The following is a 24,639-nucleotide window of genomic DNA, read 5'->3' as shown; positions in this document are numbered from 1 at the left end:
GACCGCTTGCGCGGCCATCGCAGAAATTTGTTTCGGCGTTCGGAACGCCTCAACAATGTTTGTTGACGTTTTGCTGTTCAGTTTTCAAGGTTCAAATCTCAGTTGCATTTCTCAGCAACTTTATTAGTATATCTCGTACGCATTTCAATGTCAACAACAAATTTCATTCTTCTATTGAATGGTTCGGGTATATAAAAATTGGAGCGGGTGAAGGGAATCGAACCCTCATCATCAGCTTGGAAGGCTGAGGTTTTACCACTAAACTACACCCGCATATATGATTAAGAAAATATGGCGCGCCCGAGAGGACTCGAACCTCTAACCGCTTGATTCGTAGTCAAGTACTCTATCCAATTGAGCTACGGGCGCAAACGAGAGATATGGTGCGGCCGAGAAGAGTCGAACTTCCACGGGATTTCTCCCACTAGGCCCTCAACCTAGCGCGTCTGCCATTCCGCCACGACCGCATTGAATTATTTTAGGGACAAATTCTATTGTACGCTATCTCTAACTCAATGTCAAAGAAATTCTTAAACTTGCACTTAAGATCATTTCTTCTTGCAAGATCGGTGCTGTTTGAAAATGGCTGGGGTACCTGGATTCGAACCAGGGCATGACGGGATCAAAACCCGTTGCCTTACCGCTTGGCTATACCCCAAAAATGGCGGTCCCGACCGGGATCGAACCGGCGATCTCCTGCGTGACAGGCAGGCATGTTAACCGCTACACCACGGGACCATTTGGTTGCGGGGGCAGGATTTGAACCTGCGACCTTTGGGTTATGAGCCCAACGAGCTACCGAACTGCTCCACCCCGCGACAATAATATTGGTATTAGTTTGTTTCTTTTACGCTTATTTCGTAATGGACACCTGCATCGCCTAACGGCTGCTTCGGTGTTACTTCGCCGTCTTCGTACGGCTCGTTGCTCCACCCGCGACAATAATATTAACGATAGTTAACTTCTCTTTCGCTTCAAGCAATAACAGATTTAAGATTAAGTTATCCAAGGATAATTTTTTCTAAAATCTTATTTAAAAGAAATGGTGACCCCTACGGGATTCGAACCCGTGTTACCGCCGTGAAAGGGCGGTGTCTTAACCGCTTGACCAAGGGGCCTAAATGGCTCCGAAGGTAGGATTCGAACCTACGACCATCGCATTAACAGTGCGGTGCTCTACCACTGAGCTACTTCGGAATGTTATTTTGAGTCGTTCAAGTTCGCTTAAGTACTTGTCGACTTTTTCTATTATAAAGACCTCTTTCGGAATCGTCAACACCTTTTTTAAAATTACTTTTTATTATTGTAGATTAACTAATTTAAATAATGAAAGAGACCGGAACAATTGCTCCGGCCTCGTTTCTCTTCTATATTAATTTTGCACCACTGATATCCTGCCTGCGCATCTTCCGCATCGGTAGCGCTCTGTGTCCATTCGAATCTTCCGTACATAATTAGTCTTGCAGGCCAGACATTCGTATACGTATCGCTTCACCGATTTCCTTTTTGCGGGCGCTTCAATAGACGAACAAAATCTTGGCGATCCAGTTTGACTCAGCAGATTTCTAAAATCGGCATCACGGTGCTTGTACCCTCTGCCTTCTAAATGCAAGTGATAGTGGCAAAGTTCGTGCTTGATAATGCCTTCAAGTTCCTGATAGCCAAATTTTTTATACGAACTTGGATTGATTTCGATATTGTGAGACCTTAGCAAATACCTGCCGCCAGTCGTTCTTAGTCTGGCATTAAATATTCCTTCGTGCTGAAAAGGTTTTCTAAAAACATCCAGGGATATATCTTTGATCAGTTCTGTCAGTTCTTCGTTCGTCATGTTAACTCCCCTATTAAAAAGTGCCTTTATTGCTGAACTTATGTTTGTTCTTTCGGCTGAAGCATTGTCAAGGCAATGCGGCCTTTGTCTTTTTCAACTTTCTCAACCCATGCCGTAACAATATCTCCCACCGCTACAACTTCCAACGGATGCTTAACAAATCCTTTTTTCAACTTTGAAATATGGACGAGACCGTCTTGCTTCACGCCAATGTCAACAAACGCCCCAAAGTCTACAACGTTTCGGACTGTCCCTTGCACTTCCATTCCCGGCAGCAAGTCTTCCATTTTCAAGATATCATTTTTCAATAAAGGTTGAGGAAACTCATCGCGCGGATCACGGAACGGTTTCTTCAACGCTTCTAAGATATCGCGCAGCGTAATTTCTCCGACTTCCACTTCTTTGCTCAAATCAGCAGGATTCAACGACTCTAGTTTAGCAGCAAGTTCGGGCTTGCCGACATCTTTTTTATCCGCCCCAACTAAATTCAACAGTTTTTCAGCAACCGCATAACTTTCCGGATGAATGCCGGTCGCATCCAATGGGTTTTTCCCTTCTGGAATCCGCAAGAAGCCAATTGCCTGTTCATAGGTCTTAGCGCCAAGGCGCGGAATTTTCTTCAGCTGAGTACGCGAAGTAAATCGGCCGTTCTCATCACGCACTTTGATGACATTTTCCGCCACAGTTTTGCTGAGGCCCGCTACATACTGAAGCAGGGACGAAGAAGCTGAATTGACATTAACACCTACTTGGTTTACTGCGGTCTCCACAACGAACGTCAGTTGGTCCGCAAGTTTTTTTTGAGAGACATCGTGCTGGTATTGGCCGACGCCGACAGCTTTCGGATCAATCTTTACAAGCTCGGACAATGGATCTTGAAGACGGCGGGCGATGGACGCTGCGCTTCGTTCTTCTACTTGAAGGTCCGGAAATTCAGCTCGTGCGATTTCAGAAGCCGAATAAACACTAGCTCCCGCTTCATTGACGATAACATAAGAAATATTGGCGGATGTCTCCGATAAAAAGTCCGCGACAAATTGCTCTGTTTCTCTTGAGGCTGTACCGTTGCCGATTGCCATGATTTCAATCGGGTATTTATCGGTCAAACTTTTCATAACTTTCTTCGCACCTGCTTGGTCGTTTTTAGGCGCATGCGGATAAATTACAGCGACTTCGAGCAGTTTCCCGGTCTCGTCAATTACGGCAAGTTTGCAGCCAGTCCGATATGCCGGATCGACACCCAAGACCATTTTATTCTTCATAGGCGGCTGCAATAAAAGATTGCGCAAATTCTCAGAGAAGATATGAATGGCTTGCGCTTCTCCTTTTTCGCTGAGCTCAGCCCGGATTTCTCGCTCAACCGACGTTTGGATCAAACGTTTGTAGCTGTCTTCAATAGCTTCCGCTACAATCTCGCTTGAAGGAGACGAATGCTTAATCCATTTCTTTTTCATCAGTGTTAAAATTCGATCTGCCGGCGGATTAATGGATACCTTCAAGACATCTTCTTTCTCCCCGCGGTTGATGGCCAAGATGCGGTGAGGCACAATCTTCTGAATGGCTTCTTCGTATTCGTAGTACATTTCAAAAACTTGTTTCTCGTCTTCGTGATTCTTTTTAGCGGCTGTCACGACTTTTCCGTCCTTGCGTGTCATGTACCGGATTTTCTCACGAATATCCGGATCATCGGCGAATGTCTCCGCCAAAATATCCTGGGCTCCTTGGATCGCCTCTTCGGGACTTGCCACTCCAGTTTCCTCACTTACAAATTCAGCAGCTTTTGATAACGGTTCTTCTTTCGTAAAGCCCATCAGCCATTCTGCAAGCGGCTCCAAGCCTTTTTCTTTGGCAATCGTCGCTTTTGTGCGGCGCTTTTGCTTATAGGGCCGATACAAATCCTCCAACCGCTGTAGAACTGTAGCGCTTTGTATTTCTTTTTCTAATTCCGGCGTCATCTTTTCTTGTTCAGTGATTGATCGAATCACTTCTATTTTTCGCTGTTCTAAGTTTTGAATGTATGTATAGCGGTCATCGATTGCTTTAATTTGAACTTCATCAAGCGAACCTGTCGCTTCTTTTCGATAGCGCGCGATAAAAGGGACTGTATTGCCATCTTCAATCAACGCGATGACTTGTGCCACCTGATTAGGGCGTACGCCTGTTTCTTTAGCAATTAACGATTGAATTTGTTGCATTTCCATCAACTACACTCTCCTTTTTTTCCTCTTTCAGTTTATCATATAAAAAAGAAGCCTTCTCACTTGAGAAGGCTTCCTGCGATGAATGTAGCGTCGTCACCAGTTTGTATGGTGCCGAGTATATCGTAATAGAGGCGTTCAGGAATTCCTGCCTGGCGCATCATTGATTTCGGATTTCTAAGATCCACTCCATCGGAATGAATCAAAAATAAATCATTTTCCACATAGGTATACAATTGCGTCCGCAATGTTTGAGGCCGTCCGGACAAATACCCCATTACCGGTAAAGGATAAATCATTTCACCTGTCCCTTTTCGGTAAAGATAAAAACGAATATTTCCCACGCAGCTGTACTCCAATGTTTTGTTTTTAAAGTGAACTTTAAAAATTGCCACTGCAGCACCACGTTTTTGAACCATCAACTCATTAAACCGCATCATCAATTGATCAATTGTTTCGTGGTGGTACTCTTTTAGAATTTGCGGGATGACTTGTGAAGATTCACGCGCCACTGGCCCACTTCCAAGACCGTCGGCAATGGAGCAAATGAAATATTCATCTGTCAAAACAGTATGGTAGCTGTCGCCAGATTCGTAATTCCCTTTTTTTGCTTCATTATAGATGAAAGCTTCAATAAAACTATGATGTATCGCTTCCACTAGGAAACCCCACCGGCGGCTAAAATGGCCTCTTGCAATTTCTTAATCGCTTTCCGTTGAAGCCGCGAAACGTGCATTTGAGAAATCCCCAATTTATCGCCTGTTTCTTTTTGGCTAAGCTGCTCGATATACGTATATTGAATGATCTGCTTTTCCCGTTCGGAAAGTACGTTCATTGCATTTGCGACAAGCATGCGCTGATCTGCTTTTTCGTAGCCATCGTCCTCTTGTCCGACTACGTCGAATAAGGTAACGGTGCTTCCATCTGAATCTGCTTCAAGCGAATGGTCCATAGAAAGGGCTTGATAACTCTTGCCCATCTCCATCGCTTCTAGAACATCGTCTTCATCCACATCCAGATACTCGGCAATCTCCCAAACTTGCGGAGAGCGCTGCAGTTCTCGCGTTAACACTTCGACGGTCGCTTTAATGCGCGGTCCAAGCTCTTTTATACGGCGCGGCACATGGATTGCCCATGTTTTATCGCGTAAAAAGCGCTTGATTTCACCAATGATTGTAGGGACAGCGAAAGCTTCAAAACTTCTTCCAAATGACGGGTCATAGCGGCGAATCGCCCCTAAGAGCCCCAGCATGCCTACTTGAGCAATATCTTCATGATAAGATTTACCATTAGAGTATTTGCGCGCGATGGATTCAACCAAACGCTTATAGTTGTTTACTAAATTAGTTTGAGCTTCTTCATCTTCGTTTTTTTGGTAAGCTTCAATCCACTCAAGAACTTGTTCTTTTGTAGGTTGATTAGGATGAGACCGTTTCGACATCCTCTTCCACCCGCTCTCCTCCAACGTACTTTGTCATAAAGACCGTTACGCCTTCTTGATGGTGCACTTTAACTTCATCCATTAACGTTTCAATCAAATACAGGCCGAGACCTCCTTCGCGAAGAAACGCCCCTTCTTCTTGATCATGATAAGGGCCGACTTTTAGTTTCGTTTCTTCAAAGTCAAAGCTTTGGCCGTGATCCGCTACCATAATTTCAATTTTGTCGCCGTATAATGCGCAGCCAATAACGACTTCGCCCTCTTCACCTTCTGTATATGCATGTTGAACCGCATTTGTCACTGCTTCACTAGAAGCGATTTTCAAATCTTCAATATCATCGTACGTAAAACCGATACGGCTCGCTAAACCAGAAATTGTTAGCCTGGCAACGCCTACATACTGTGATTTAGCAGGCACTCTCATTTCAACATAATCGAAAGGACGCATATCAATTACCACCTTTTCCAGCGGCTTCAATGTCCATAATATCGCCTAAACCGGTTATGTCGAAAAGCCGTTTTAAACGAACAGAAAGACCTTTAAGTTTTACATGACCGCCTTTTGCATTGACTGTTTTATAAAAAGCTACAAAAACCCCTAAGCCTGTACTATCCATATAATTAACGTCGGAAAGATCCAACTCTGCGTTTAGTCCCTCATGATGTTGGTAGTTATCTAATTTCTCTCTAAGAACCGGTGCGGTGAACGCATCGATTTCTCCACGTATATTTCCAGTTAAGACATTATTCGTCTCTTCTAAATCCACTTGAATATTCATTTTTTGACACCCCGTTTTTCTGTAATTCGCTCGAACTTATAAAGCCATCGTAAATTTGTTTACCCCTCATTACAAGGTACTTAAACCTGCTGTTAGATTTTTTTATAAATCACTAATGTAAAGTCATCTCTAAGTTCTGCATTTTGCATGCGTTCCAGCTCATCGTAAACATATTGAACGATCGCTTGAGCAGGTTCATCCTTTTTGCTTTCAATTAAATTAAAAATTACATCGCGTTCGATGAATCCTTCATCGGTTCTGCACTCCGTTACGCCATCCGTCATCATAATGACCATATCGTTCTTTTCAAGTGAGATGGTATGTTGCTCGTAGGTCGCAAGCGGTGAAACTCCAAGCAATAGCCCTTTTGCAGGCAGCTCAAAAAACTCACGCTTTTCAGCACGGTATAAAATAGCCGGTTCGTGTCCTGCAGATCCATATGTCAATCTCGAATCACTTGCATCGTATCTACCATAAAACATCGAAACGAACATTGAATCATCAATGCTTTTTTCAACAACGCGATTGATGGTTTCTAGCACCTGGGTCGGAAGCGCCGTTGAATCGTTAAGGCTGTCCATGCCAAATTTGACCATCGACATGCATAAAGCAGCCGGCAGCCCTTTTCCGATTACATCAGCGACCGCTACTCCCGCATGGCCGGCTTGATCACTTATAAAATATATGTAATCTCCATTCATTTTACGTGCAGGAACGGATAGCAGGCCGATATCCAGGCCTTCAAGAGCCGGCAACTTTGTCTTCAGCAACGTTTCTTGAACGTGTGCCGCTAAATCCATTTCAACTTTCAATTCTTCCTGGCGCTTTAAAAGGCTTTGGCGTTCTTGAAGCGCCAGCCCGTAATTGATCATCATTTCAATCAAAAAATCAAAAGAATGCCAAACTTCTTCAGGCATGTCGCTATACAAATCCTGCATAGCTGCTTTATGCATTGAGATCACTTCTTCAGGAGAAGTGTTCTCAGAAATAAGTTGCCTGCTGAAGTTTTGGCCGACATACAAGTTCTGCTCAGATTGCCTTTGCATGTATTGGCTTAAAATTTCCTTATATTGGCTTTCAATTTTCTGAACCATTAAGCGCACCTCCTATCGGAGCCACTTTGTAGCTCTTATATCTGTTCCTTCGCCTAAGATGGTTTCGATTCTAAAATCATCCATTAAGCGTTTGACGCCGGGCAATCCAGCTCCCAGTCCACCCGAAGTCGAAAATCCGTCTTCCATGACTTTGCGAATGTCAGGAATTCCCGGTCCGTTATCGGCCGCAATGATTAAAATGCCTTTGACTCCGTTTTCCGTTAGTCGTTGAATTTCGATTCTTCCTTGGCCGGCATATAAATATATGTTGCGGGCAAGCTCACTGATGGCCGTCGTTATACGAGCCTGATCTACTGTGCCGAAGCCAAGCTCTTTAGCTACGTTGCGCCCGAGCTGTCTAGCAGCAACAATATCCCATTCCGTTAAAATTTCTACTGAGGATTGGTTGCTCATGTTTAAGCCTCCAATTCCAATTGAAGTTTATCCAAACCATTTTCTAAATCCAGTGCTGTCATAACATCTTCAAGTCGAATTCCTAACTCGATCAAAGTGATAGCTACTGCTGGTTGGATACCGGTGATAACCACTCGCGCTCCCATAAGGCTTGACATGCTAATAACGTCTCCCAAGACCTTGGCAATGAAAGAATCGATAAAATCAACAGAAGTCAAGTCGATCACTACACCACGCGCACTTGTTTCGTGCAATTTATTCAATAAATCTTCTTGAAACTGAATAGCCGTTTGATCGTCCAATTCCCATTGAATAGAAACAATCAATGTATCTCTTAATTTTAAAATCGGAATTCGAAAATTCATTAGTCTTCAACCTCCACAATTTCTCGATTTGTCCAAGCCAACGCTTGTTCCACACCTCGCTGCAAAGTGCTTGTTGTTGTAAATTCGTTCAGATTGATGCCAAGTGTGACGATCGTTTGGGCGATTTCCGGCCGAATTCCGACTAGCATGCATTTAGCACCGACAAGACGCACTGCATCTGCCGCTTGAATAATATGATGGGCAACCATTGTATCGACTACAGGTACTCCAGTTATATCTAATAACACTACCTCGGCACGGTGTTTTACAACACCTTCCAAGAGATTTTCCATAATCAACTTAGCGCGTTCTGTATCTATGGTGCCGACAAGCGGCATGACTGATATTTTATCAAAAACAGGAATAAGCGATGCGGAAAGTTCCTGCAAAGCAATTTTCTGCAGGCTTACTGTCCGCTCCCAAGTTTTCGAATATGTATCAATGGTACTGTCGCGTATCGGTGTCACCCAATTACTGAACTCTTCAACAAAAGCGCGGACGTTATCTTCATTAATAATCCCTTTATTTTCCATCCCGTGATAAACTACTTCTACATAATGTGTTATTGCTTTTGTAACAAAAGTGATCGACCAGCCAAGGCGGACGACTTTCTCCGCAAACTCAGTCAGCTGGTTCTCATAAGCCTCATGGTTTTCCAGCAAATTCGTCACCATTAGGTCAGAAAATTCCTTACTCGTTTGATTCATTAAATCATCGGGCATTACTTGAAAAGAACGTTCGCTTTCCTCGTTCTTCATGAGTTCCTGCCATTTCGAAATAATCTCAGTTGAATTGTCTTGGATGTAGCCGGCTATTTGCTTATTCATTTTTTCAAAAAAACCTCCCTGTAACACTATGTATAAAACACATGTTATATACGCTCTCTTCATTGTATCGGAAAACTGATTTTTTCACATCTATTTTATCAGTTGCCGCTTTTACTCTACCAAAGGAATAACAGAAAACACCCACAGAAACAAATCTTGGGTGTTTTTTAAGGAGTATGTATGCTAGAACTTTACGAGACCAACACTGATTTCCAGTGCTTCATCTACTTTTTCCATCAACGCATCGTCAAGCTGAGTAATTTTGTCAGTAAGCCGCGACTTGTCTATCGTCCGCAATTGTTCCAGTAAGATGACTGAGTCACGTTCAAACCCGTATTTCTTGGCGTTGATCTCCACGTGAGTCGGCAATTTCGCTTTCTGGATTTGCGCAGTAATGGCAGCGATGATTACTGTCGGACTAAACCGATTTCCTATATCGTTTTGAATCACCAATACTGGCCGGGTCCCACCTTGCTCAGACCCGACGACTGGTGATAATTCTGCAAAAAAAACGTCACCACGTTTTACAATCAAGTTGTCACCCTCCGCTTACGAGTCGCACAGTCGTGTGCTCCGCTTCGTACTCAGCGTGAGAACACTCACAAGCAATCGATAGGTTGATTTGCGACATTTCCACATAACCCTTGATCATTGCTTCTCGAATATGATAAGAATCGTACATGTTTTTCGTTACTCTGTGAGTGGAAACATAAATATAATCTCCACGCTCTTGCACTCGTTCATCTGAAAAAGTAGTCAGTTCTGTAATCATTTTTTTAGGCAATTTAACAACCACCTCTTTTGTCTTGATTCTCTCGTACACAGCCGACACCTCCGAAATACCGTTCGTCTATCTCTACTTTTCATTATACTAACATTGAATGCTTGCTATGAAAAGGCAAATCTAGAATTTCTAATATTCAGCAATAGGTTCTAGGCACTCTTTTTGTTAGATTTACCGGTATTTCATAAGCAATTGTCTCCAATTTTCCAGCCCATTCTTCTATGCGGATTTGGGCGCCGTCTTGCCGGCCAATCAGTTGAACTTTCTCGCCTTCCGGCATTTTTTCAGGCAAGCGGATCATGCATTGATCCATACAAATCCGGCCGACGATCGGCATCCTTCTGCCACGGACCAGAACTTCCTGCCCCTGCAAACCGCGGAGCAGGCCATCTGCATATCCGATCGGGAGCGTTGCAATCCATTCATCTTGTTCGCAGTGGTAAGTTGCTCCATAACTGATCGCTTCTCCCGCTTTCACGCATTTAACATGGACGATTTCCGTCTCTAATGCTAAGGCTGGCGCCAAGGTGAACGGCATGTTATTTTCTACATAGGAAGATGGGGCAATTCCGTATAGTGAGATGCCGATCCGAACAGCGTCAAACGCCAAATCCGGATGCATGATAGCAGCAGCGCTATTAGAAACATGAATCATCAGCGACGGATCGTTTATTTCCCGGACGACAGTTGCCATGGTTTTTACTTGTTGCTGAAACAGCTCGTTTCGGTCCTCGTCCGCTGTAGCAAAATGAGTAAAGAGTCCTTCAAAAGAAAAAAGCCTGCTTTTAATCAGCTGAAGCGCTTCGCTCACTTCTTCAGCCTGGACTCCGACACGGCGCATGCCTGTATCTACTTTCAAATGAACCTTTAGAGGAGGAAGATCTGAATCGGTCGCGCCTCCTGCTGCCAAGAGCCAATCAAGCGAGATGGCAGCAACGGAAATCCCATGGCGCTGAGCTACCGGTATAAATGCTGCGGGAGTGTGGCCCATCACCAGTATATTTGCTTCGATTTCATGCTCCACCAATAAAAGCGCTTCATCTGGCGTAGCAACTGCGAGCCAGTTAACACCATTTTCCAGCGCTTTTCGGGCCACTTCCATCATGCCGTGTCCATAAGCATCCGCTTTTACGACTGCAATAATTTCCGCCTTGCCGCTTCTTTCTTTAAACATTTGTAAGTTTTGTTGAATTGCGTTTAAATCGATGACTGCTTTTGTTGGCCGGTAAAATTGTGTCATATCATCCCTACTTACTTAAGTTGATTGCAAAAGCACTTGTGCCGCTGCATATTCTTTCGTATGAGTTATCGAAACCAACCCTGCCTCATTCTCCCGAAAGTAAATGCTGGGCTTGCCTTTGCCGTCTTTTCTAATTTCGATGTCCTGAAACGAACAGGCTTTTCCAATTCCTGTTCCATTGGCTTTTGCAAATGCTTCCTTTGCCGCAAAACGTCCAGCAAGAAATTCAGTTTTCCGGCTTTCCGAAAGCAATTCATATTCGGCTAGTTCCCGCTCTGTCAAAACACGCTCCCGGAACTTCGGCGATTTCTCATCCAATCTCCGAATTCGGGGCAAGTCGGCAATATCGAGGCCAATTCCGGTAATCATAATTGTTTCTCCTTTCAATCCTAAAGCGTAAAAAGGTATAATAATTTGTATGAAATAGAGGTGACAAGATGTTTTTACGTACAGAAAGCTTTTCTCAGTATATACGGTTGTATCCTGTCGTATCCACATTGATCGCAATCAATGTGCTGATACATATTTTATCATGGGTGCCTGGCATTGGGGACCAGCTGTTTTACTATGGAGTCGGCTATAACTATTTTATCGCCAATGGGGATTGGTGGCGGTTTCTCACACCTGTATTTTTGCACGGCGGTATGATGCATCTGCTTTTCAATATGTTTTCGTTATTCTTGTTCGGGCCTGAATTAGAGAGATTGACAGGCAAAGTCCGTTTTATCACAATTTACTTGTTATCAGGAATTTTCGGTTCAGCCGCTACATACTTCCTGCAACCGCTAGATTACTCTCATGTAGGCGCAAGTGGTGCAATCTTCGGTATTTTCGGAGCTTTTGGAGCACTATTGTATTACGGCGGCCGCGTCCTTCCTCAACTTAGACAAATTATACTTCCTATTATCGCGATTAGCATAGTGATGACATTTTTAACACCAAATGTTAATGCGACAGCGCATATCGCAGGCATGATTACCGGGTTCCTCATTGGACTCAGCTATTTCCACCCAAAACGAATTGTCAGCTGGAGAGCAAAAAAATAAGGTCAGCCGGTAAAGCCCGGCTGGCCTTATTTTTGTAGATCGGCTGTTTTGTTATCGGAAGGCTCATACCAAGCCAATACCTTGCTTGCGTCTTCCTTTTCCATATGTTCAATGCGAGCTGTTGCGCCAAGCATTCCTGACTTGATCGTTGCTTGAATAGAGGCCAGGTCCTTCCGCCGCTGAAAATAACTTTGCGTCACTTCAATAGCTTGAATTCTTTTTTTCATCATAAAGAACGCATGCTTGCTGACTGTGCGGAATTCCATTGTCAGCTGCCTGTCAGCCAGGGCATAGCCGACCGTTCGGTGCTGCCAGACCGCAAACAAGATAACGATTGGAAAGATAATCAAAGAAAACAATCCGTATGGATAAAAAAAGTAGCTAATTAATCCGGCAACCGGAAACATCCAAAAGAAGTCAAGCCGGTAAAAAAAGTGAAGGCTTCGTTTAGGCGCCCTTCTCATCACCGGCTCCCATTCCATGTCCGGAAACAATTCCTTAAGAATCGGAAGGATCGTTGTTTTTTTCGCTAATGGAAACAACCGGATTTTTTCGTCTTTATCTCCAAAGGTCCCTCCAGCGCTTTCGACTGTTACAGTCGCATAACCAAACCATTCACGAAGCGGATTTTGAGAAATTTGTATTCCTTGTATCCGCTTAAACGGTACAGAAACCTTCTTTTTCTCCAGTAGTCCGCGAGAAATAAAAATATGATCTTCATCTGTCGTAATAGTGAATTGATAGTTCGCGAAAATGGCCAATACTATCGAAATAATCCATGCCACTAATAGAATCAAAAAGATTAATAATGCGACAATCAGGTAACCAAACCGCAAAAACAGCACGACTTCCTGGTAAATCGCGTCATACGGGATCAAATCTGCAAACTGTGACAGGAATACCGCCACCGCTGAAATAACTACGCCGATTCCCCCGGAAGTTGTAGCGAGGATAATCAGCTCTTTTAAAGACATGCGGTAAACAGTCTTGACTGTTTTCGACGGGAGTCCCCTAACTTCTTCTTCGATCGCTTCTTCGGCTTCTAGCATCGGTTCCCGGCTATGGTGTTTTGCATGTTCCATCTTTTTTTCTATACGATCAGCATCTTCACGTGAAATAGCAGTCAATTCCACTTCCGCTTGTCCAATCTTCCCTGTTCCCGCTGTTTCTACCTTTACTTTCACCAAACCGAATGGCCGATGGAAAATTCCTTCTGTGTAATTCAAACTTTGAATCCGCTCGAATGGTATATATCTTTTTTTCTTTACAAACAAGCCGTATTCAATCCGCAATTCGTCTTCTTCAAACCAATAGACAAACCGACGCCATTTAATAAGACCGCTGACGAGCATAAAGACCAGCACAGCAGCGCCGATAAATACCGGAATCAGGTCTTGCACCCCGCGCTCCGCAACGGTTTCGCCTCCGCCCCTAAAAAGATTGACTCCAAAAATAATAATGAACGGAAAAATAAGCTCTTTTAATCCTTTGATGAAATTCAAGAAAGCGGAAATCGGATGCAGTTTATATCGAATCTCAGACATCGTCTTCCGCCACCCTTGCCAGCACAGAAATCCGGTTTCTCAGTTCATCCGCTTCGGCGGTAACCAAGGCTGGTATTGTATGAGTCGTAGCAGCTGTTGAGATTGAAATTTCCGCTAAATCGTATTTGCGCAAAATCGGCCCTTGTTCCGTGTCCACATGCTGAACACGCACCATTGGAACCAATGTACGTTTCACAATAAACAATCCGTGCTGCAATTCGATTTCCTGCTCTCTTACTTCATAGCGCCAGCGCTTCCAACGAATTTTCGGAAATAAATAAATGAGAAGATAAGCAAAGCCCAATGGAATTGCCGCATAAATAGCATAAAGCCACCAAGGTCCATCAAAAAAATAAGTTATGGCAGCTGCTCCCCCAGCTATCAACACAATAATTGCAGTTTCAATCATGCCGTATACTCTCCAAACCGTTAATCCCTTTTTCGAAATTTGGTTCTTCGGTTGTTGGTTCATGTCTCTCTCTCCATTCGCTAGCATGATTTTTATACGATTCAATCGGCAAAATGTTTCATCTAATTGTACCTTATTACAACCATACAAAAAAGGCGAACCCAAACAGTTGCCTGTTCGAGTTCGCCTTTTATTTTTAGCCTTAGCTTCCATACCTTAAGGTATCAAACTTCCGCTTTTCTTCTTATGATTCGTGGCGACGCGTGCGTCCTGGACGTCCGCCAGCAGCGCTTCCGCCTTCACGGCGACGTGTTGCGCCTGTGCTTGCTCCACGGCTTGATGATGATGGACGGCCAGCGTTTGCACCAGAACGGCTGCCTTTATAACCGCCGCCTCCGCTGCGAGAACCGCTTCCGCCGCTCTTGCCTTTGTATCCACCGCCTCCGCGAGAAGGTAAAGGACGTTCTTCCGAAATTGATACCGGAGTATCTTCCGGTTCTTTCGTCATTGTTTTAAGAGCAGCTGCAACCAAATCAACAGCATCGAACTTCTCAAGCATTTCTGCCGCAAACGTACGGTAGTCGCCCAAGTTGTTTTTCTCTGTCATTTCTTGCAATTGTTCCATTGCAACGCGTTTTTGGCCTAGTACGGCTTCATCGGCAGTCGGTGGAATTAATGCTTCCATTTTTTTCTTAGTTGTACGTTCAACGATAGTCAAGTAGCCCATTTCACGTGGTGTTACGAACGTGACAGCAACTCCTTTTTTACCAGCACGGCCAGTACGGCCGATACGGTGAACATAGCTTTCAGGATCTTGTGGAATATCAAAGTTGTAAACGTGAGATACGCCTGAGATATCAAGTCCGCGAGCTGCTACGTCAGTTGCAACCAAGATGTCAACTTTACCTGCTTTGAATTGCTTCAATACAGACATACGTTTTGCTTGGCTAAGATCACCGTGAATGCCCTCAGCTACATAGCCGCGGATATTCAAAGCGTGAGACAATTCATCAACACGGCGTTTTGTACGTCCGAAAACGATAGCAAGTTCCGGTTGTTGAACGTTGATAAGACGTGAAAGGATGTCGAATTTTTCGCGTTCAACCGATTTAACGAAGAACTGCTCGATGTTTTCAACAGTCATTTCTTTTGATTTGATTTTAACGATTTCTGGAGTCTTCATGAATTTCTCTGCAATGCGGCGGATGGCATCCGGCATAGTTGCTGAGAACAATAATGTTTGGCGTTCTTCAGGAACACTTGACATGATTGTTTGAATATCTTCGATGAAGCCCATGTTCAACATTTCGTCTGCTTCGTCCAGAATCAATGTGTTTACATTGTCCAATTTAAGCGTACGGCGGTTGATATGGTCCAAAAGACGTCCTGGTGTACCAACGATGATTTGTGGGCGGTTTTTAAGCGCACGGATTTGGCGGCCGATTTCTTGGCCTCCGTATACTGAAAGAATGCGCACGTTTTTATCTTGGCCCAGTCTGTACAATTCTTCTGAAACCTGAATTGCTAGTTCGCGAGTTGGCGCAATAATCAATCCTTGGACATTGCCATCTTTAGTGTCGATTTTTTCGATCATTGGAATACCGAATGCAGTTGTTTTACCAGTACCAGTTTGTGCTTGTCCGATAATGTCCTTGCCTTCCATACCTAGACGGATTGTGCCTTCTTGAATTGGTGTTGCTTCTTCAAACCCCATACGTTTTACGGACTTTAAAGTAGTTTCGCTAAGATTTAATTCTGAAAATTTTACCAAATTTTTTCAATCTCCTTTTGTCTTCATCTGATTTACAAATGGTGTACATTTTAGATGAAATCGTGACAAAGTCGAGCCTTTATGAGGAACTTTCACGTCGAAAATCATACTCTGTAGTTTTAAGTCAGAGGGGATGTGTGAACAGGAAAAGCTCGGGCGTTGCCGAGCGGTCTGATCGGCGGGTGTTTGATGCCCTATAAGTAGAACAAACCGTTTATGCTCAAAAAAATACTCTTCACAGGGAAGAGTGTTTCAAAAATGTATCCATTGCTTTCATTAGAATAGCACGATGTTGAGACAGATGCAATCAATATGCAAAGGTTCCAATAATCAGTTTACTCTTCCAGTTTTTTCATAAACTCCAACACTTGGATAAACCAGTCGTCACAGTCATCGCTATAGCAAATCAAATGCTGGCCTGTTTCCGAATGGATCAGCTGCTTTTCCTCAGAACCGATATGGTCATAAATGAGTTCAGCAGCCGAAACCGGAACAATGCCGTCCAGCTTTCCCTGCACAATGCAGACCGGAATGCGGATTTGGCTGTAATAAGGTTTGACCATTTCCACTACACGCAAGAATTGTAGGGTTGCACGTATCGGTGTATGGGTCCATTTATATTTATACATATGGAAAAACCGGTTTTCCGATAGCTTGCCTGTTAATGCAGCTGTAACAGCTCTTTTTGTTTCTTTCAGGAATTGCATAGGGCTGAAGTATTTGGCTGCTGCACTCAATAAAACAAGCCGGTCAATCTTATAGCGGTTCGCCAAATACATGGCAATAAGTCCGCCCATTGAAAACCCGACAACGATGATGCGGCTCGCTACTTTTTTTAATTCCCGAAGTGCGACTTCCGCTTCCATCATCCACTGCTCAGCAGTCTTGTTTTTTAAAGACAAGGTTTCACCATGCCCGGGAAGTGTCGGGATTTTCACTATCCAATCCGTATGCGCTTCAATATATTCGGCAAACGGCTGGACTTCAAACGGTCCACCCGTAAAGCCGTGAATACATAAAACTCCTGTCTTCAAACGGCTCTCCTCTTTTCACTGTTTTGTAAAAGGTTCGATAACATGCTCGAGCGCCGTGCCGCGCGACCCTTTTACGAGAATAATAGAATCTGCCGTAATGTTATCCTGAAGCAGAGAAATGATCGGATTATAATCCGACTCGCTCCATAACAATTTTCCGTTATAGGAAGAAACCAGTTTATCGTGAAGCCACTTCATCCGAGGGCCGTAAAGGCAGACGCCAGCCAAATCAGGGGTAATGGATTTTTCCAGCGCTTCATGGTATTCCTGCTCCTTGTCGCCAAGCTCTAACATGTCGCCAAGAATGACCCATTTCTCTTCTTTCATCGTCGTCTCGCGGATAAAGTTCAATGCCGCTTTCATCGAAGAAGGTGCTGCATTATAGGCGTCGTTTATAAACGTCGCTCCGTTCGCAGCCGGAATGATCTGCATGCGCATGTCCGTCAGCGCCGCAGCTTTTAATGATTTTCTGATATCTTCTTCTGAGAGCCCGGCTTCCAATGCGATCAGAATTGCCGCCAGTGTGTTTTTCACTTGGTGCTCACCCAAAACCGGAATGCTAAAAGCCGCATCAATGATGCCGCTGACCATAAAACTGCTGCCGTTCTCGGTCGCTTTGATATCTGTCACCGTCAATTCGTTCTCTTCGCCAAAGCCGAAGGATACTGCCTGCAAAAAGTTTTCCACATGAGGCCGAAGCAGCGGTTCATCTCCATCGTAAAAAAGTTTTCCATGGGTTTCGAGTCCTGCCGTTATTTCGAATTTCGCTCGGGCAATGCCTTCGCGGGATCCAAGATCTTGCATATGGGCTTCGCCGATATTGGTGATGATGGCGTAATCCGGTCTTGCCAATTCCGATAGAAATTGAATTTGCCCAAAACCGCTCATGCCCATTTCCAATACCGCAAATTTCGTGTCTTCATCCAACGATAGAATAGTTAAAGGAAGGCCAAGTTCATTATTGAAATTGCCTTGCGTCTTCTGCACCTTAAAATAAGGCTTTAAAACACTTGCTACCAAATCCTTGGTTGATGTTTTGCCATTTGAGCCTGTAATGCCAATGATGGTCGTAGACAATTCATCCCGATACGCCCGCGCCATCTCCTGCAGAGCGGTCTGGCAATCTTCTACAAACAGCAACGGCAAATCTTCCGGTGGATTCGGCTCATCACGTTGCCATAAAGAAGCGGCCGCTCCTGCTTCGATGGCTTGCCTGACATACTTATGCCCATTGACTTTTTCTCCCCGAAAAGGAATAAACAGATCTCCCGGTTGGAGAGTACGTGTATTGATCGACACTCCCGTAATGTCGATTCCTTTTAAGTTTGTCTTGATACCAAGCCATTTGGCTACTTGCTCAATCTTTTTTTTCATTTGATTTCTCCACTCAATCTATTTTTACTTGCAGCTGTTGCTTTTCTTCAAATCGTTCAATGGCCAAATCAATCAATCGTTTGATCAGATCCGGATAAGCTAATCCTGTATTTTCCCATAGGAGCGGAAACATGCTAAAAGGCGTAAAGCCTGGCAGTGTATTAACTTCATTGATCAGAATTTCATTTGTCGCTGTAACGAAGAAATCCGCACGCACAAGCCCTGAGCAATCCAGGATTTTAAACGCTTTTTTAGCAGACTCGACGAGTTCTGCATAAACGTCTTCATCCAATTCCGCAGGTATGATCATAGCCGTGTTGCCATCTTTGTATTTCGCTTGGTAATCATAAAACGCTTTTAACGGTTTGATCTCCCCTGCAACTGAACATTCCGGAATGTCGTTTCCAAGAACGCCAATTTCAATTTCTCTTGCTACTACGCCTTGTTCAATGACAATTTTGCGGTCAAACTTCAACGCCTCTTCGACTGCCACAATCAATTCTTCTTTATTGTCCGCTTTGCTGATGCCGACGCTTGATCCCAGATTCGCAGGCTTAACAAAGACTGGCCAGCTCAACTCCGCATCCACTTTTTCAACCCAGTGGTCTTGGTTGGTTTTCCATTCATTTCTTATGAAATACACGTAAGGAGTTTGTTTCAAACCTGCCTGCTCAAATAATTGCTTCATGATCACTTTGTCCATGCCTGCAGCTGACGCCAGAACGCCATTGCCGACATACGGCAAATTCAGTACTTCAAGCAATCCTTGCACGGTTCCGTCTTCTCCGTTTGGTCCGTGGAGAAGTGGGATGATGACATCCAGCCCTTTTTCCCGCTCTGCCGGCAGAAAACCTGAGATGCTGTTCGGATTGGAGCTGCTATCGACCAGTTGAAGCTGTTCAACCGATTTTGCCGGCCCATCAAGCAATCCGCCTTTGATCCATTCGCCTTCTTGCGTTATGTAAATAGGATATACTTCGTATTCATCAAAATTTAACGCTTGAGTCATAGCATGGGCAGTTGATAGTGATACTTCGTGTTCTGCCGACTTTCCTCCATATAATAAACCAATTTGTTTTTTCATTAGGTAAACCCTCCGCTTTTCGAGTTACTGAACGCTGCTGTGCTTTCACTTTTAGATTTCGCCGCACATACTGCCTAGTTTATCATGAACGGGGAGCGACGAAAATTTTTTTATGTCAATCACTCCAATTATTTGAATCTGCATTCTCTATAAATAAAGATGCTGAATTGGACCTGATAGCCGCTACATGAGAATTGGCCATGCTTTTTCTTTTTCTCAAAAAAAATAATACTCTAAGCGAGTATTATTTCCATTGTTTCGATTTGCGGTCGAAAACGATTTTACGGCTGATGTCCTGTTTCGTATAATCTTGAATATTCGACCAGAACTCGTCCAAAAACGAAATTTCTTCTACTGACCGTACATGAAGCTCGATCGTGTTTTTCGTCTTTTCCGGATCCGCCAACGAAATCAGGATTCCCTCTCGGTACCCTTGCTTTAAAGAGTTTAGAACTTCAATCGGCAGTTCCGGTATTAAGTCTTTCGCTCTGCGGCGCCAAAAGTTTTGCCCGTTTTCTTCTCGTCTAATCAATTGCGTAAAATAATTGCCGACAAGTTCGTTCAAACGGTTCAAATGGCGGAAATAGATTTTTGTCGTCTGCTCTTCTTCGCTCGACAAATAAACAAATTCGTTTTGCAAAGTAGAATAAAACGGTGGACGCACCGTTTCTTTTTTATGGCCAATATACAACAGTTCAGCTTGTTCTTGCGGAGTTAAAGAATTAAGTTGCTTCTCGCTCTTAAAATCAATCCAGCAAAATTCACTTTTTTTATATGCCCGCGCTTTTCGCAGCTGAGCAAACTCTTCCTGTGATACAAATTCCATGTACGTATGCATATTGAAAGATGCATCCTCATACGGATGTTTAAGCAGCAAAAGATTTTTTGGCATTTTCATAGCATCCAAAAAATGGGCGAAGGTAAGTCCGCTGAAAAGGGCAAACTGATCAGCTTCATTCAAGTATACATATAAATGCTGTATATAATAATCCGCGCCTAACGGTTTCTTCACCATAATATTCACTCCAGTCTTACTCATTATACGGGTAATTCGTTAAAATATGAAACATCAAAGCACTTCTGAACGTCATTACTTTTGGAGCAGGCATATTTTAGGACAATACGTTATAATATATACCGAATCTCAATAATAAAAAGTATAGGTGAACGCAAATGCAAACAAACAAAAGCTTCGCTGACCGCATTGATTGGTCGCTCGCTTTTATATTATTTTTATTTTTCGTTGTCAGTTTAATCGCAATCTCTTCTGCACAGACGGCTGGCCAATACGGAGCAAATTTTGTGCCGAAGCAAGCTGTTTTCTATATTGTTTCCATTGCTATGATCGGCGTTTTAATGTATTTCGATCCGGATCAATATAAAAAAACCGCTTATTATTTATATGGTTTCGGCATACTTATGCTGATCCTCCTGATGATCGCGCCTGCAGGGCAAGGCCAGATCGGTCAGCCTATCAACGGCGCTAAAGCCTGGTTCCATTTGCCATTTTTCAATCTTCAGCCTGCAGAATTCATGAAGACCTTTTATATCCTGGCTCTCGCAAAAATGGCCGCTGCCCACCATGAGAAAAATTTGGTGAAAACGTTGAAGACCGATGGGTATCTATTGGGCAAAATTGGGGTGCTATTGCTTATCCCGCTCGCATTTATCATGCAGCAGCCCGATCTTGGAACAGCTCTGGTATTTATCGCGATTACGCTTGCATTGATTGTCGTGTCCGGGATTTCTTGGAAAATCATTGTGCCGAGTTTTGGCGGTGTCGCGGCACTCGGTGTGCTCCTGCTTTGGATGACCCTTAATATGCAAGAATTTTTAACCAGTAAACTAGGGCTTCAACCTTATGCATTTGCCCGTATCTACACTTGGCTTGACCCGTACTCTTATGCCGACAATGAAGCTTATAATTTAATCGCTGCTATGAATGCGATCGGGTCAGGAGAGGTTTTCGGAAAAGGCTATCAAGGCCGCCAAGTTTACGTACCGGAAAACCATACGGATTTTATCTTCACTGTCATTTCAGAGGATTTCGGCTTTATTGGATCCAGTACCGTCATCATTCTCTTTTTCATGCTTATCTATCATTTGACCAAAATCACACTGCAATTAAAAGATACGTTCAGCACATATGTATGCGCCGGCATTATTGCCATGATTACATTCCACGTATTTCAGAACATCGGCATGACTATTCAACTTCTACCGATTACCGGGATTCCGCTTCCACTTATCAGTTATGGAGGAAGTTCATTGATTGGAAATATGCTTGCTCTCGGCATTGTGTTCAGCATGAAGTTCCATCATAAAAATTACATGTTCGGCAACCATAAAGAAGATGAATAAAAAACTCCGACGCTTGGCGTCGGAGTTTTTTCTGCTTATGACTGCGTTTGTGGAGATTGCGGCAAAGCAAGCGCTCTTAAAAGTTCAACGCGTGATTTTGTGATTTTTGCTTGGATTCCCAGTTTCGATAAATTTGAAACGATTTTGCGAACTTCTACGTCTTTCGCCATCCAGATCACCTCTTTATATTTTTCCATGCTTTTATAACGAATCAAAACCTTATCGGTTTCATATGAAAGAGGAAAACATTTGACTTTTCTGTGTCTATGATTATAATACCATGTTTTTTACCTTTTAAACTTTTCAATTTGATGACAATGTAAATTTTTTCGAAGAATTTTCTTATCTTTTTACAGGCAATAGCTCTAGTTTAGAGAATTTTTATTTATAGGAGGATTCTTTAGCACCCTTTACAACTCGAAGCTACTTTGGGCGAAGTGATTCAGACCGCAGATAAAATTTAGAATTGATGAACACGATGGATAAAACTAACTGGGCCGGCCACTTCGCTTTCCGTGGGCTTGGCTTCAGCCTCCTCGCCACTGCCGTGTCTGCGGGGTCTTCCGCTCAAGCTGGTCCCACAGGAGTCTCCGTGTCCGGCCCGGTTGGGCTTCTTGTAAAACTGGGATGACATTTTTTAGCCAAATGCCCTGATTTAGCAAAAGCAGGCGCAAGACGCCTGGTCGTGCCTTCTTGCTTCAAGGACCGGAGAGCAAATTGGGCGAAGGGAGTTCGACCAATTTGTTTGCGACGAAGCAGCGCAGCGATGCAACGCTGCTTCGTCGCAGATGCCTTCCCCCAAAGTTCCTTTGGGATAAGTGATTGTTGTTATCTTTAAACAAAGGTAGAATGGGATTTGAGTCTTTTTTAGAAAGCAGGAATTTCGGCTATGAAGAAAACCATTTTACTGTTGATGTCAGTCCAGTTTTTCGTTTACTTGGGTTTTGGCATTATTATACCGGTGTTGCCGGAAGTTATTGTTCAGCAAGGGTACGCGGATATCCATGTTGGCGGCTTGATCACGATTTATGCACTTGCTTCTTTTTTTACCGCCCCGTTGTGGGGAATGTTGTCTGATCGGACGGGCCGCAAAAAACTGATTTTAATCGGGTTAGCTGGATTTAGCTTGAGCTTTTTTCTTTCTTCTTTTTTTCTCGATCAATTGTATATGCTTTATGCGGCAAGAATTGTCGGCGGCTTCTTTTCAGGCGCTCTTTATACAGCAGTCACCGGTTTTGTAGCAGATATCACGACTGATGAAGAACGGAACAAATATATGGGGCTCCTTGGCATGTCAATCGGCCTCGGATTTATCTTCGGGCCGGCAATCGGAGGGTTGCTTAGCAGCATAACGCTGTCGCTGCCTTTCACTGCATCCGCCGTTCTGGTCCTGCTGTTATTGGTCTATGCCGCCATCTTCCTTAAAGAACCGGCACGGCGCGGATCTGCCCACAAACGGAAGATCGTCCCACAGGGCGGACTCACGCTTTGGCAATACCGCATCCGCTATTTATTTGTGTTTTCATTTATGGTGACGTTTTTGCTGGCCGGTTTAGAATCGACATTCCAACTGTTCCAAATCGACCAGATTGAAATTACGCCGCTGCAGCTCGGCTATCTCTTTATCGCCAGCGGCTTGGTCGATGCCGCCATTCAAGGCGGTGTAGTTCGCCGAATAAAAGACGGCCAGGAAACAAAATGGATAATCGGTGCTCAGATTGTTGCAGCGGCAGGTTTATTTCTCCTGCCATTTACCATGAATCTTTTTTTTGCCGGCGTTGCCTTAAGCATCTTTACTGCCGGCAATGCACTCGCCCGGACGGCTTTAGTGTCGTTGACCTCCAAGGAATCCGGCGGTAAATACGGGACAGCCGCTGGGATGACTTATTCCATGGACAATATGGGCCGCATCATCGGGCCGCTGTTTTTCACTTGGCTTCTTACAATGCAGTCCGGTTCAATTTATTTTTTGTCCGGCGCACTAGCCCTTATTGCCACCGGATTGATCCTGCTTTATGAGAACTCCACAAAAACATTGCGCAACAGCGAAAAAGCAAGTGCCCTATAATGGGCACTTGCTTTTTTTTACACATATTATTATATCGGTGTTCCGCCATTGATATGAAGGATCTGTCCAGTTACATAAGAAGAATCATCGGATGCCAGATAGACGTATCCAGGCGCCAATTCATCCGGCTGCCCAACGCGGCCGAGCGGTGTTTCAGAACCAAAGTCCTCTACACCTTCTGCTTCAAATGTGGCAGGGATGAGCGGTGTCCAGATTGGGCCAGGAGCAACTGCATTTACCCGAATGCCTTCTTTTGCAAGAGATCCCGAAAGCGCACGCGTAAACGCAACGATCGCTCCTTTTGTTGACGAATAATCAATAAGTGTCGGCATTCCTTGGAATGCCGTAATAGAAGTCGAATTGACGATTGAAGCGCCCGGTTTCAAATGGTCAAGCGCCGCTTTTGTTAAGTGGAACATGCTGAAAATATTTGTACGGAACGTCCGCTCCAGCTGATCGGCCGAAATGTCTTTTAATGAGTTTTGAGGATGCTGTTCGGCAGCGTTATTCACTAGAATATCAAGTTTGCCGAATTCATCAATCACTTTTTGGACCACTTCCTGGCAGAAGGCTTCATCGCCAATGTCTCCTGCAATCAGCAAGCAACGGCGCCCTTCTTGCTCGACAAACTTCTTTGTTTCTTCCGCATCTACGTGTTCATTCAAATAGGAAATTGCAACATCTGCCCCTTCTTTCGCAAATGCCACTGCAACTGCACGGCCAATACCGCTGTCGCCACCTGTTATCAATGCGGTTTTTCCGGGCAAACGCTGTGCTTGGCCTGCAAGGTTTTTGGTAAAGTCAGGCCGCGGCGTCATTTCCGTTTCGTGCCCTGGCTGGCTTTCTTGTTCTTGAGCAGGAATGTGTTCCGGTTTGTCTTTCTCCATCCTTATCACCCTTTCCAAATTTGCGTTATCTCTGTCGCTTTTCCCGTTATTTCCCAACATAAACCTGTAGCTTAACACAATAACCCCT

General features: G+C 44.0%; 26 protein-coding genes and 8 tRNA genes. 3 read left to right on the top strand and 31 right to left on the bottom strand.

Features of this window, described 5'->3' with window-relative positions; genetic code table 11:
- Positions 1-199: 199 nt before the first annotated feature.
- The 22 genes from B0H99_RS15400 to acpS all read right to left on the bottom strand — a co-directional run bounded on the left by B0H99_RS15400 (position 200) and on the right by acpS (position 11,342).
- A tRNA-Gly gene (locus B0H99_RS15400) sits at positions 200-273 on the bottom strand.
- Between the two features lie 19 nt (positions 274-292).
- Positions 293-369: transfer RNA gene (locus tag B0H99_RS15395), tRNA-Arg, on the bottom strand.
- Positions 370-381: 12 nt separating this feature from the next.
- Positions 382-467 (bottom strand) — tRNA-Leu (locus tag B0H99_RS15390).
- Between the two features lie 116 nt (positions 468-583).
- Positions 584-658 (bottom strand) — tRNA-Gln (locus B0H99_RS15385).
- A 4-nt stretch (positions 659-662) separates the two neighbouring features.
- Positions 663-738, bottom strand: a tRNA-Asp gene (locus tag B0H99_RS15380).
- A gap of 3 nt (positions 739-741) precedes the next feature.
- Positions 742-818: transfer RNA gene (locus tag B0H99_RS15375), tRNA-Met, on the bottom strand.
- A 225-nt stretch (positions 819-1,043) separates the two neighbouring features.
- A tRNA-Glu gene (locus B0H99_RS15370) sits at positions 1,044-1,118 on the bottom strand.
- A gap of 4 nt (positions 1,119-1,122) precedes the next feature.
- A tRNA-Asn gene (locus B0H99_RS15365) sits at positions 1,123-1,197 on the bottom strand.
- A 175-nt stretch (positions 1,198-1,372) separates the two neighbouring features.
- Positions 1,373-1,831, bottom strand: coding sequence for a SprT family protein (locus tag B0H99_RS15360; protein ID WP_106534573.1), 459 nt, complete (start codon positions 1,829-1,831; stop codon positions 1,373-1,375).
- Between the two features lie 38 nt (positions 1,832-1,869).
- Positions 1,870-4,032, bottom strand: coding sequence for a Tex family protein (locus tag B0H99_RS15355; protein ID WP_106534572.1), 2,163 nt, complete (start codon positions 4,030-4,032; stop codon positions 1,870-1,872).
- A 56-nt stretch (positions 4,033-4,088) separates the two neighbouring features.
- The gene (locus tag B0H99_RS15350) at positions 4,089-4,688 is read right to left on the bottom strand and encodes a PP2C family serine/threonine-protein phosphatase (protein WP_106534571.1); all 600 of its coding nucleotides are present in this window, start codon (positions 4,686-4,688) and stop codon (positions 4,089-4,091) included.
- Complete coding sequence (gene sigB / locus B0H99_RS15345) at positions 4,688-5,470, bottom strand: RNA polymerase sigma factor SigB (protein ID WP_106534570.1); 783 nt, start codon at positions 5,468-5,470, stop codon at positions 4,688-4,690. The genes B0H99_RS15350 and sigB overlap by 1 nt, the downstream gene beginning before the upstream one ends.
- Entirely contained in the window at positions 5,448-5,918 is a 471-nt protein-coding gene (rsbW, locus tag B0H99_RS15340) for an anti-sigma B factor RsbW (protein WP_106534569.1), read from the bottom strand. The genes sigB and rsbW overlap by 23 nt, the downstream gene beginning before the upstream one ends.
- 1 nt (position 5,919) lies before the next feature.
- Positions 5,920-6,249, bottom strand: a complete 330-nt coding sequence (locus B0H99_RS15335) for an anti-sigma factor antagonist (protein ID WP_106534568.1) — start codon at positions 6,247-6,249, stop codon at positions 5,920-5,922.
- Between the two features lie 92 nt (positions 6,250-6,341).
- Positions 6,342-7,343: a PP2C family protein-serine/threonine phosphatase gene (locus B0H99_RS15330; RefSeq protein WP_106534567.1), complete on the bottom strand. Its 1,002-nt coding sequence runs from the start codon at positions 7,341-7,343 to the stop codon at positions 6,342-6,344.
- Between the two features lie 12 nt (positions 7,344-7,355).
- Positions 7,356-7,757, bottom strand: a complete 402-nt coding sequence (locus tag B0H99_RS15325) for an anti-sigma regulatory factor (protein WP_106534566.1) — start codon at positions 7,755-7,757, stop codon at positions 7,356-7,358.
- A gap of 2 nt (positions 7,758-7,759) precedes the next feature.
- Positions 7,760-8,122, bottom strand: coding sequence for an STAS domain-containing protein (locus tag B0H99_RS15320; protein WP_106534565.1), 363 nt, complete (start codon positions 8,120-8,122; stop codon positions 7,760-7,762).
- On the bottom strand, positions 8,122-8,949 hold the full coding sequence (locus B0H99_RS15315) for an RsbT co-antagonist protein RsbRA (RefSeq protein ID WP_106534564.1): 828 nt from the start codon (positions 8,947-8,949) through the stop codon (positions 8,122-8,124). The genes B0H99_RS15320 and B0H99_RS15315 overlap by 1 nt, the downstream gene beginning before the upstream one ends.
- 183 nt (positions 8,950-9,132) lie before the next feature.
- Positions 9,133-9,483 carry a type II toxin-antitoxin system PemK/MazF family toxin gene (locus B0H99_RS15310; RefSeq protein WP_058381776.1) on the bottom strand — a complete coding sequence of 117 codons (351 nt, stop codon included), beginning with the start codon at positions 9,481-9,483 and terminating at the stop codon, positions 9,133-9,135.
- Positions 9,484-9,487: 4 nt separating this feature from the next.
- The gene (locus B0H99_RS15305; protein WP_106534563.1) at positions 9,488-9,772 is read right to left on the bottom strand and encodes a transcriptional regulator; all 285 of its coding nucleotides are present in this window, start codon (positions 9,770-9,772) and stop codon (positions 9,488-9,490) included.
- 97 nt (positions 9,773-9,869) lie between these two features.
- Positions 9,870-10,973: an alanine racemase gene (gene alr, locus B0H99_RS15300; RefSeq protein WP_106534562.1), complete on the bottom strand. Its 1,104-nt coding sequence runs from the start codon at positions 10,971-10,973 to the stop codon at positions 9,870-9,872.
- A 15-nt stretch (positions 10,974-10,988) separates the two neighbouring features.
- Positions 10,989-11,342: a holo-ACP synthase gene (gene acpS / locus B0H99_RS15295; RefSeq protein ID WP_106534561.1), complete on the bottom strand. Its 354-nt coding sequence runs from the start codon at positions 11,340-11,342 to the stop codon at positions 10,989-10,991.
- A gap of 68 nt (positions 11,343-11,410) precedes the next feature.
- Here acpS and B0H99_RS15290 point away from each other — a divergent pair, with 68 nt between their 5' ends.
- Positions 11,411-12,019 (top strand): rhomboid family intramembrane serine protease, encoded by a 609-nt coding sequence (locus tag B0H99_RS15290; RefSeq protein WP_106534560.1) that lies wholly within the window; start codon positions 11,411-11,413, stop codon positions 12,017-12,019.
- A 26-nt stretch (positions 12,020-12,045) separates the two neighbouring features.
- On the opposite strand, the gene B0H99_RS15285 is transcribed toward B0H99_RS15290, so the two are convergent.
- The 7 genes from B0H99_RS15285 to B0H99_RS15255 form a co-directional block, all read right to left on the bottom strand.
- Complete coding sequence (locus B0H99_RS15285; RefSeq protein ID WP_106534559.1) at positions 12,046-13,563, bottom strand: PH domain-containing protein; 1,518 nt, start codon at positions 13,561-13,563, stop codon at positions 12,046-12,048.
- Positions 13,556-14,035: a PH domain-containing protein gene (locus tag B0H99_RS15280; RefSeq protein WP_106534558.1), complete on the bottom strand. Its 480-nt coding sequence runs from the start codon at positions 14,033-14,035 to the stop codon at positions 13,556-13,558. The genes B0H99_RS15285 and B0H99_RS15280 overlap by 8 nt, the downstream gene beginning before the upstream one ends.
- A gap of 181 nt (positions 14,036-14,216) precedes the next feature.
- Positions 14,217-15,743, bottom strand: coding sequence for a degradosome RNA helicase CshA (gene cshA / locus B0H99_RS15275; RefSeq protein WP_106534557.1), 1,527 nt, complete (start codon positions 15,741-15,743; stop codon positions 14,217-14,219).
- Between the two features lie 335 nt (positions 15,744-16,078).
- The gene (locus tag B0H99_RS15270) at positions 16,079-16,777 is read right to left on the bottom strand and encodes an alpha/beta hydrolase (protein ID WP_106534556.1); all 699 of its coding nucleotides are present in this window, start codon (positions 16,775-16,777) and stop codon (positions 16,079-16,081) included.
- 15 nt (positions 16,778-16,792) lie between these two features.
- A complete protein-coding gene (locus tag B0H99_RS15265; protein ID WP_106534555.1) occupies positions 16,793-18,151 on the bottom strand; it encodes a UDP-N-acetylmuramoyl-tripeptide--D-alanyl-D-alanine ligase in 1,359 nt (452 codons plus the stop codon).
- Positions 18,152-18,164: 13 nt separating this feature from the next.
- Positions 18,165-19,235 carry a D-alanine--D-alanine ligase gene (locus B0H99_RS15260; RefSeq protein WP_106534554.1) on the bottom strand — a complete coding sequence of 357 codons (1,071 nt, stop codon included), beginning with the start codon at positions 19,233-19,235 and terminating at the stop codon, positions 18,165-18,167.
- Positions 19,236-19,479: 244 nt separating this feature from the next.
- Positions 19,480-20,250, bottom strand: coding sequence for a hypothetical protein (locus B0H99_RS15255; protein ID WP_106534553.1), 771 nt, complete (start codon positions 20,248-20,250; stop codon positions 19,480-19,482).
- Between the two features lie 158 nt (positions 20,251-20,408).
- Here B0H99_RS15255 and B0H99_RS15250 point away from each other — a divergent pair, with 158 nt between their 5' ends.
- Complete coding sequence (locus B0H99_RS15250) at positions 20,409-21,596, top strand: FtsW/RodA/SpoVE family cell cycle protein (RefSeq protein ID WP_106534552.1); 1,188 nt, start codon at positions 20,409-20,411, stop codon at positions 21,594-21,596.
- Positions 21,597-21,631: 35 nt separating this feature from the next.
- Here B0H99_RS15250 and B0H99_RS18170 read toward each other — a convergent pair whose 3' ends face one another.
- On the bottom strand, positions 21,632-21,766 hold the full coding sequence (locus tag B0H99_RS18170; protein WP_281258877.1) for an Lmo0850 family protein: 135 nt from the start codon (positions 21,764-21,766) through the stop codon (positions 21,632-21,634).
- Between the two features lie 719 nt (positions 21,767-22,485).
- On the opposite strand from B0H99_RS18170, the gene B0H99_RS15245 reads away from it, so the two are divergent.
- Positions 22,486-23,664 carry an MFS transporter gene (locus B0H99_RS15245; RefSeq protein ID WP_106534551.1) on the top strand — a complete coding sequence of 393 codons (1,179 nt, stop codon included), beginning with the start codon at positions 22,486-22,488 and terminating at the stop codon, positions 23,662-23,664.
- Positions 23,665-23,693: 29 nt separating this feature from the next.
- Here B0H99_RS15245 and B0H99_RS15240 read toward each other — a convergent pair whose 3' ends face one another.
- The gene (locus tag B0H99_RS15240; protein WP_106534550.1) at positions 23,694-24,551 is read right to left on the bottom strand and encodes an SDR family oxidoreductase; all 858 of its coding nucleotides are present in this window, start codon (positions 24,549-24,551) and stop codon (positions 23,694-23,696) included.
- Positions 24,552-24,639: the final 88 nt, after the last annotated feature.

The organism is Planomicrobium soli, assembly GCF_003014655.1.
Lineage (GTDB): Bacteria > Bacillota > Bacilli > Bacillales_A > Planococcaceae > Planococcus > Planococcus soli_B.
The sequence above is the reverse complement of the archived record's forward strand: the minus strand, read 5'-3'. Positions and strand labels throughout refer to the sequence as shown.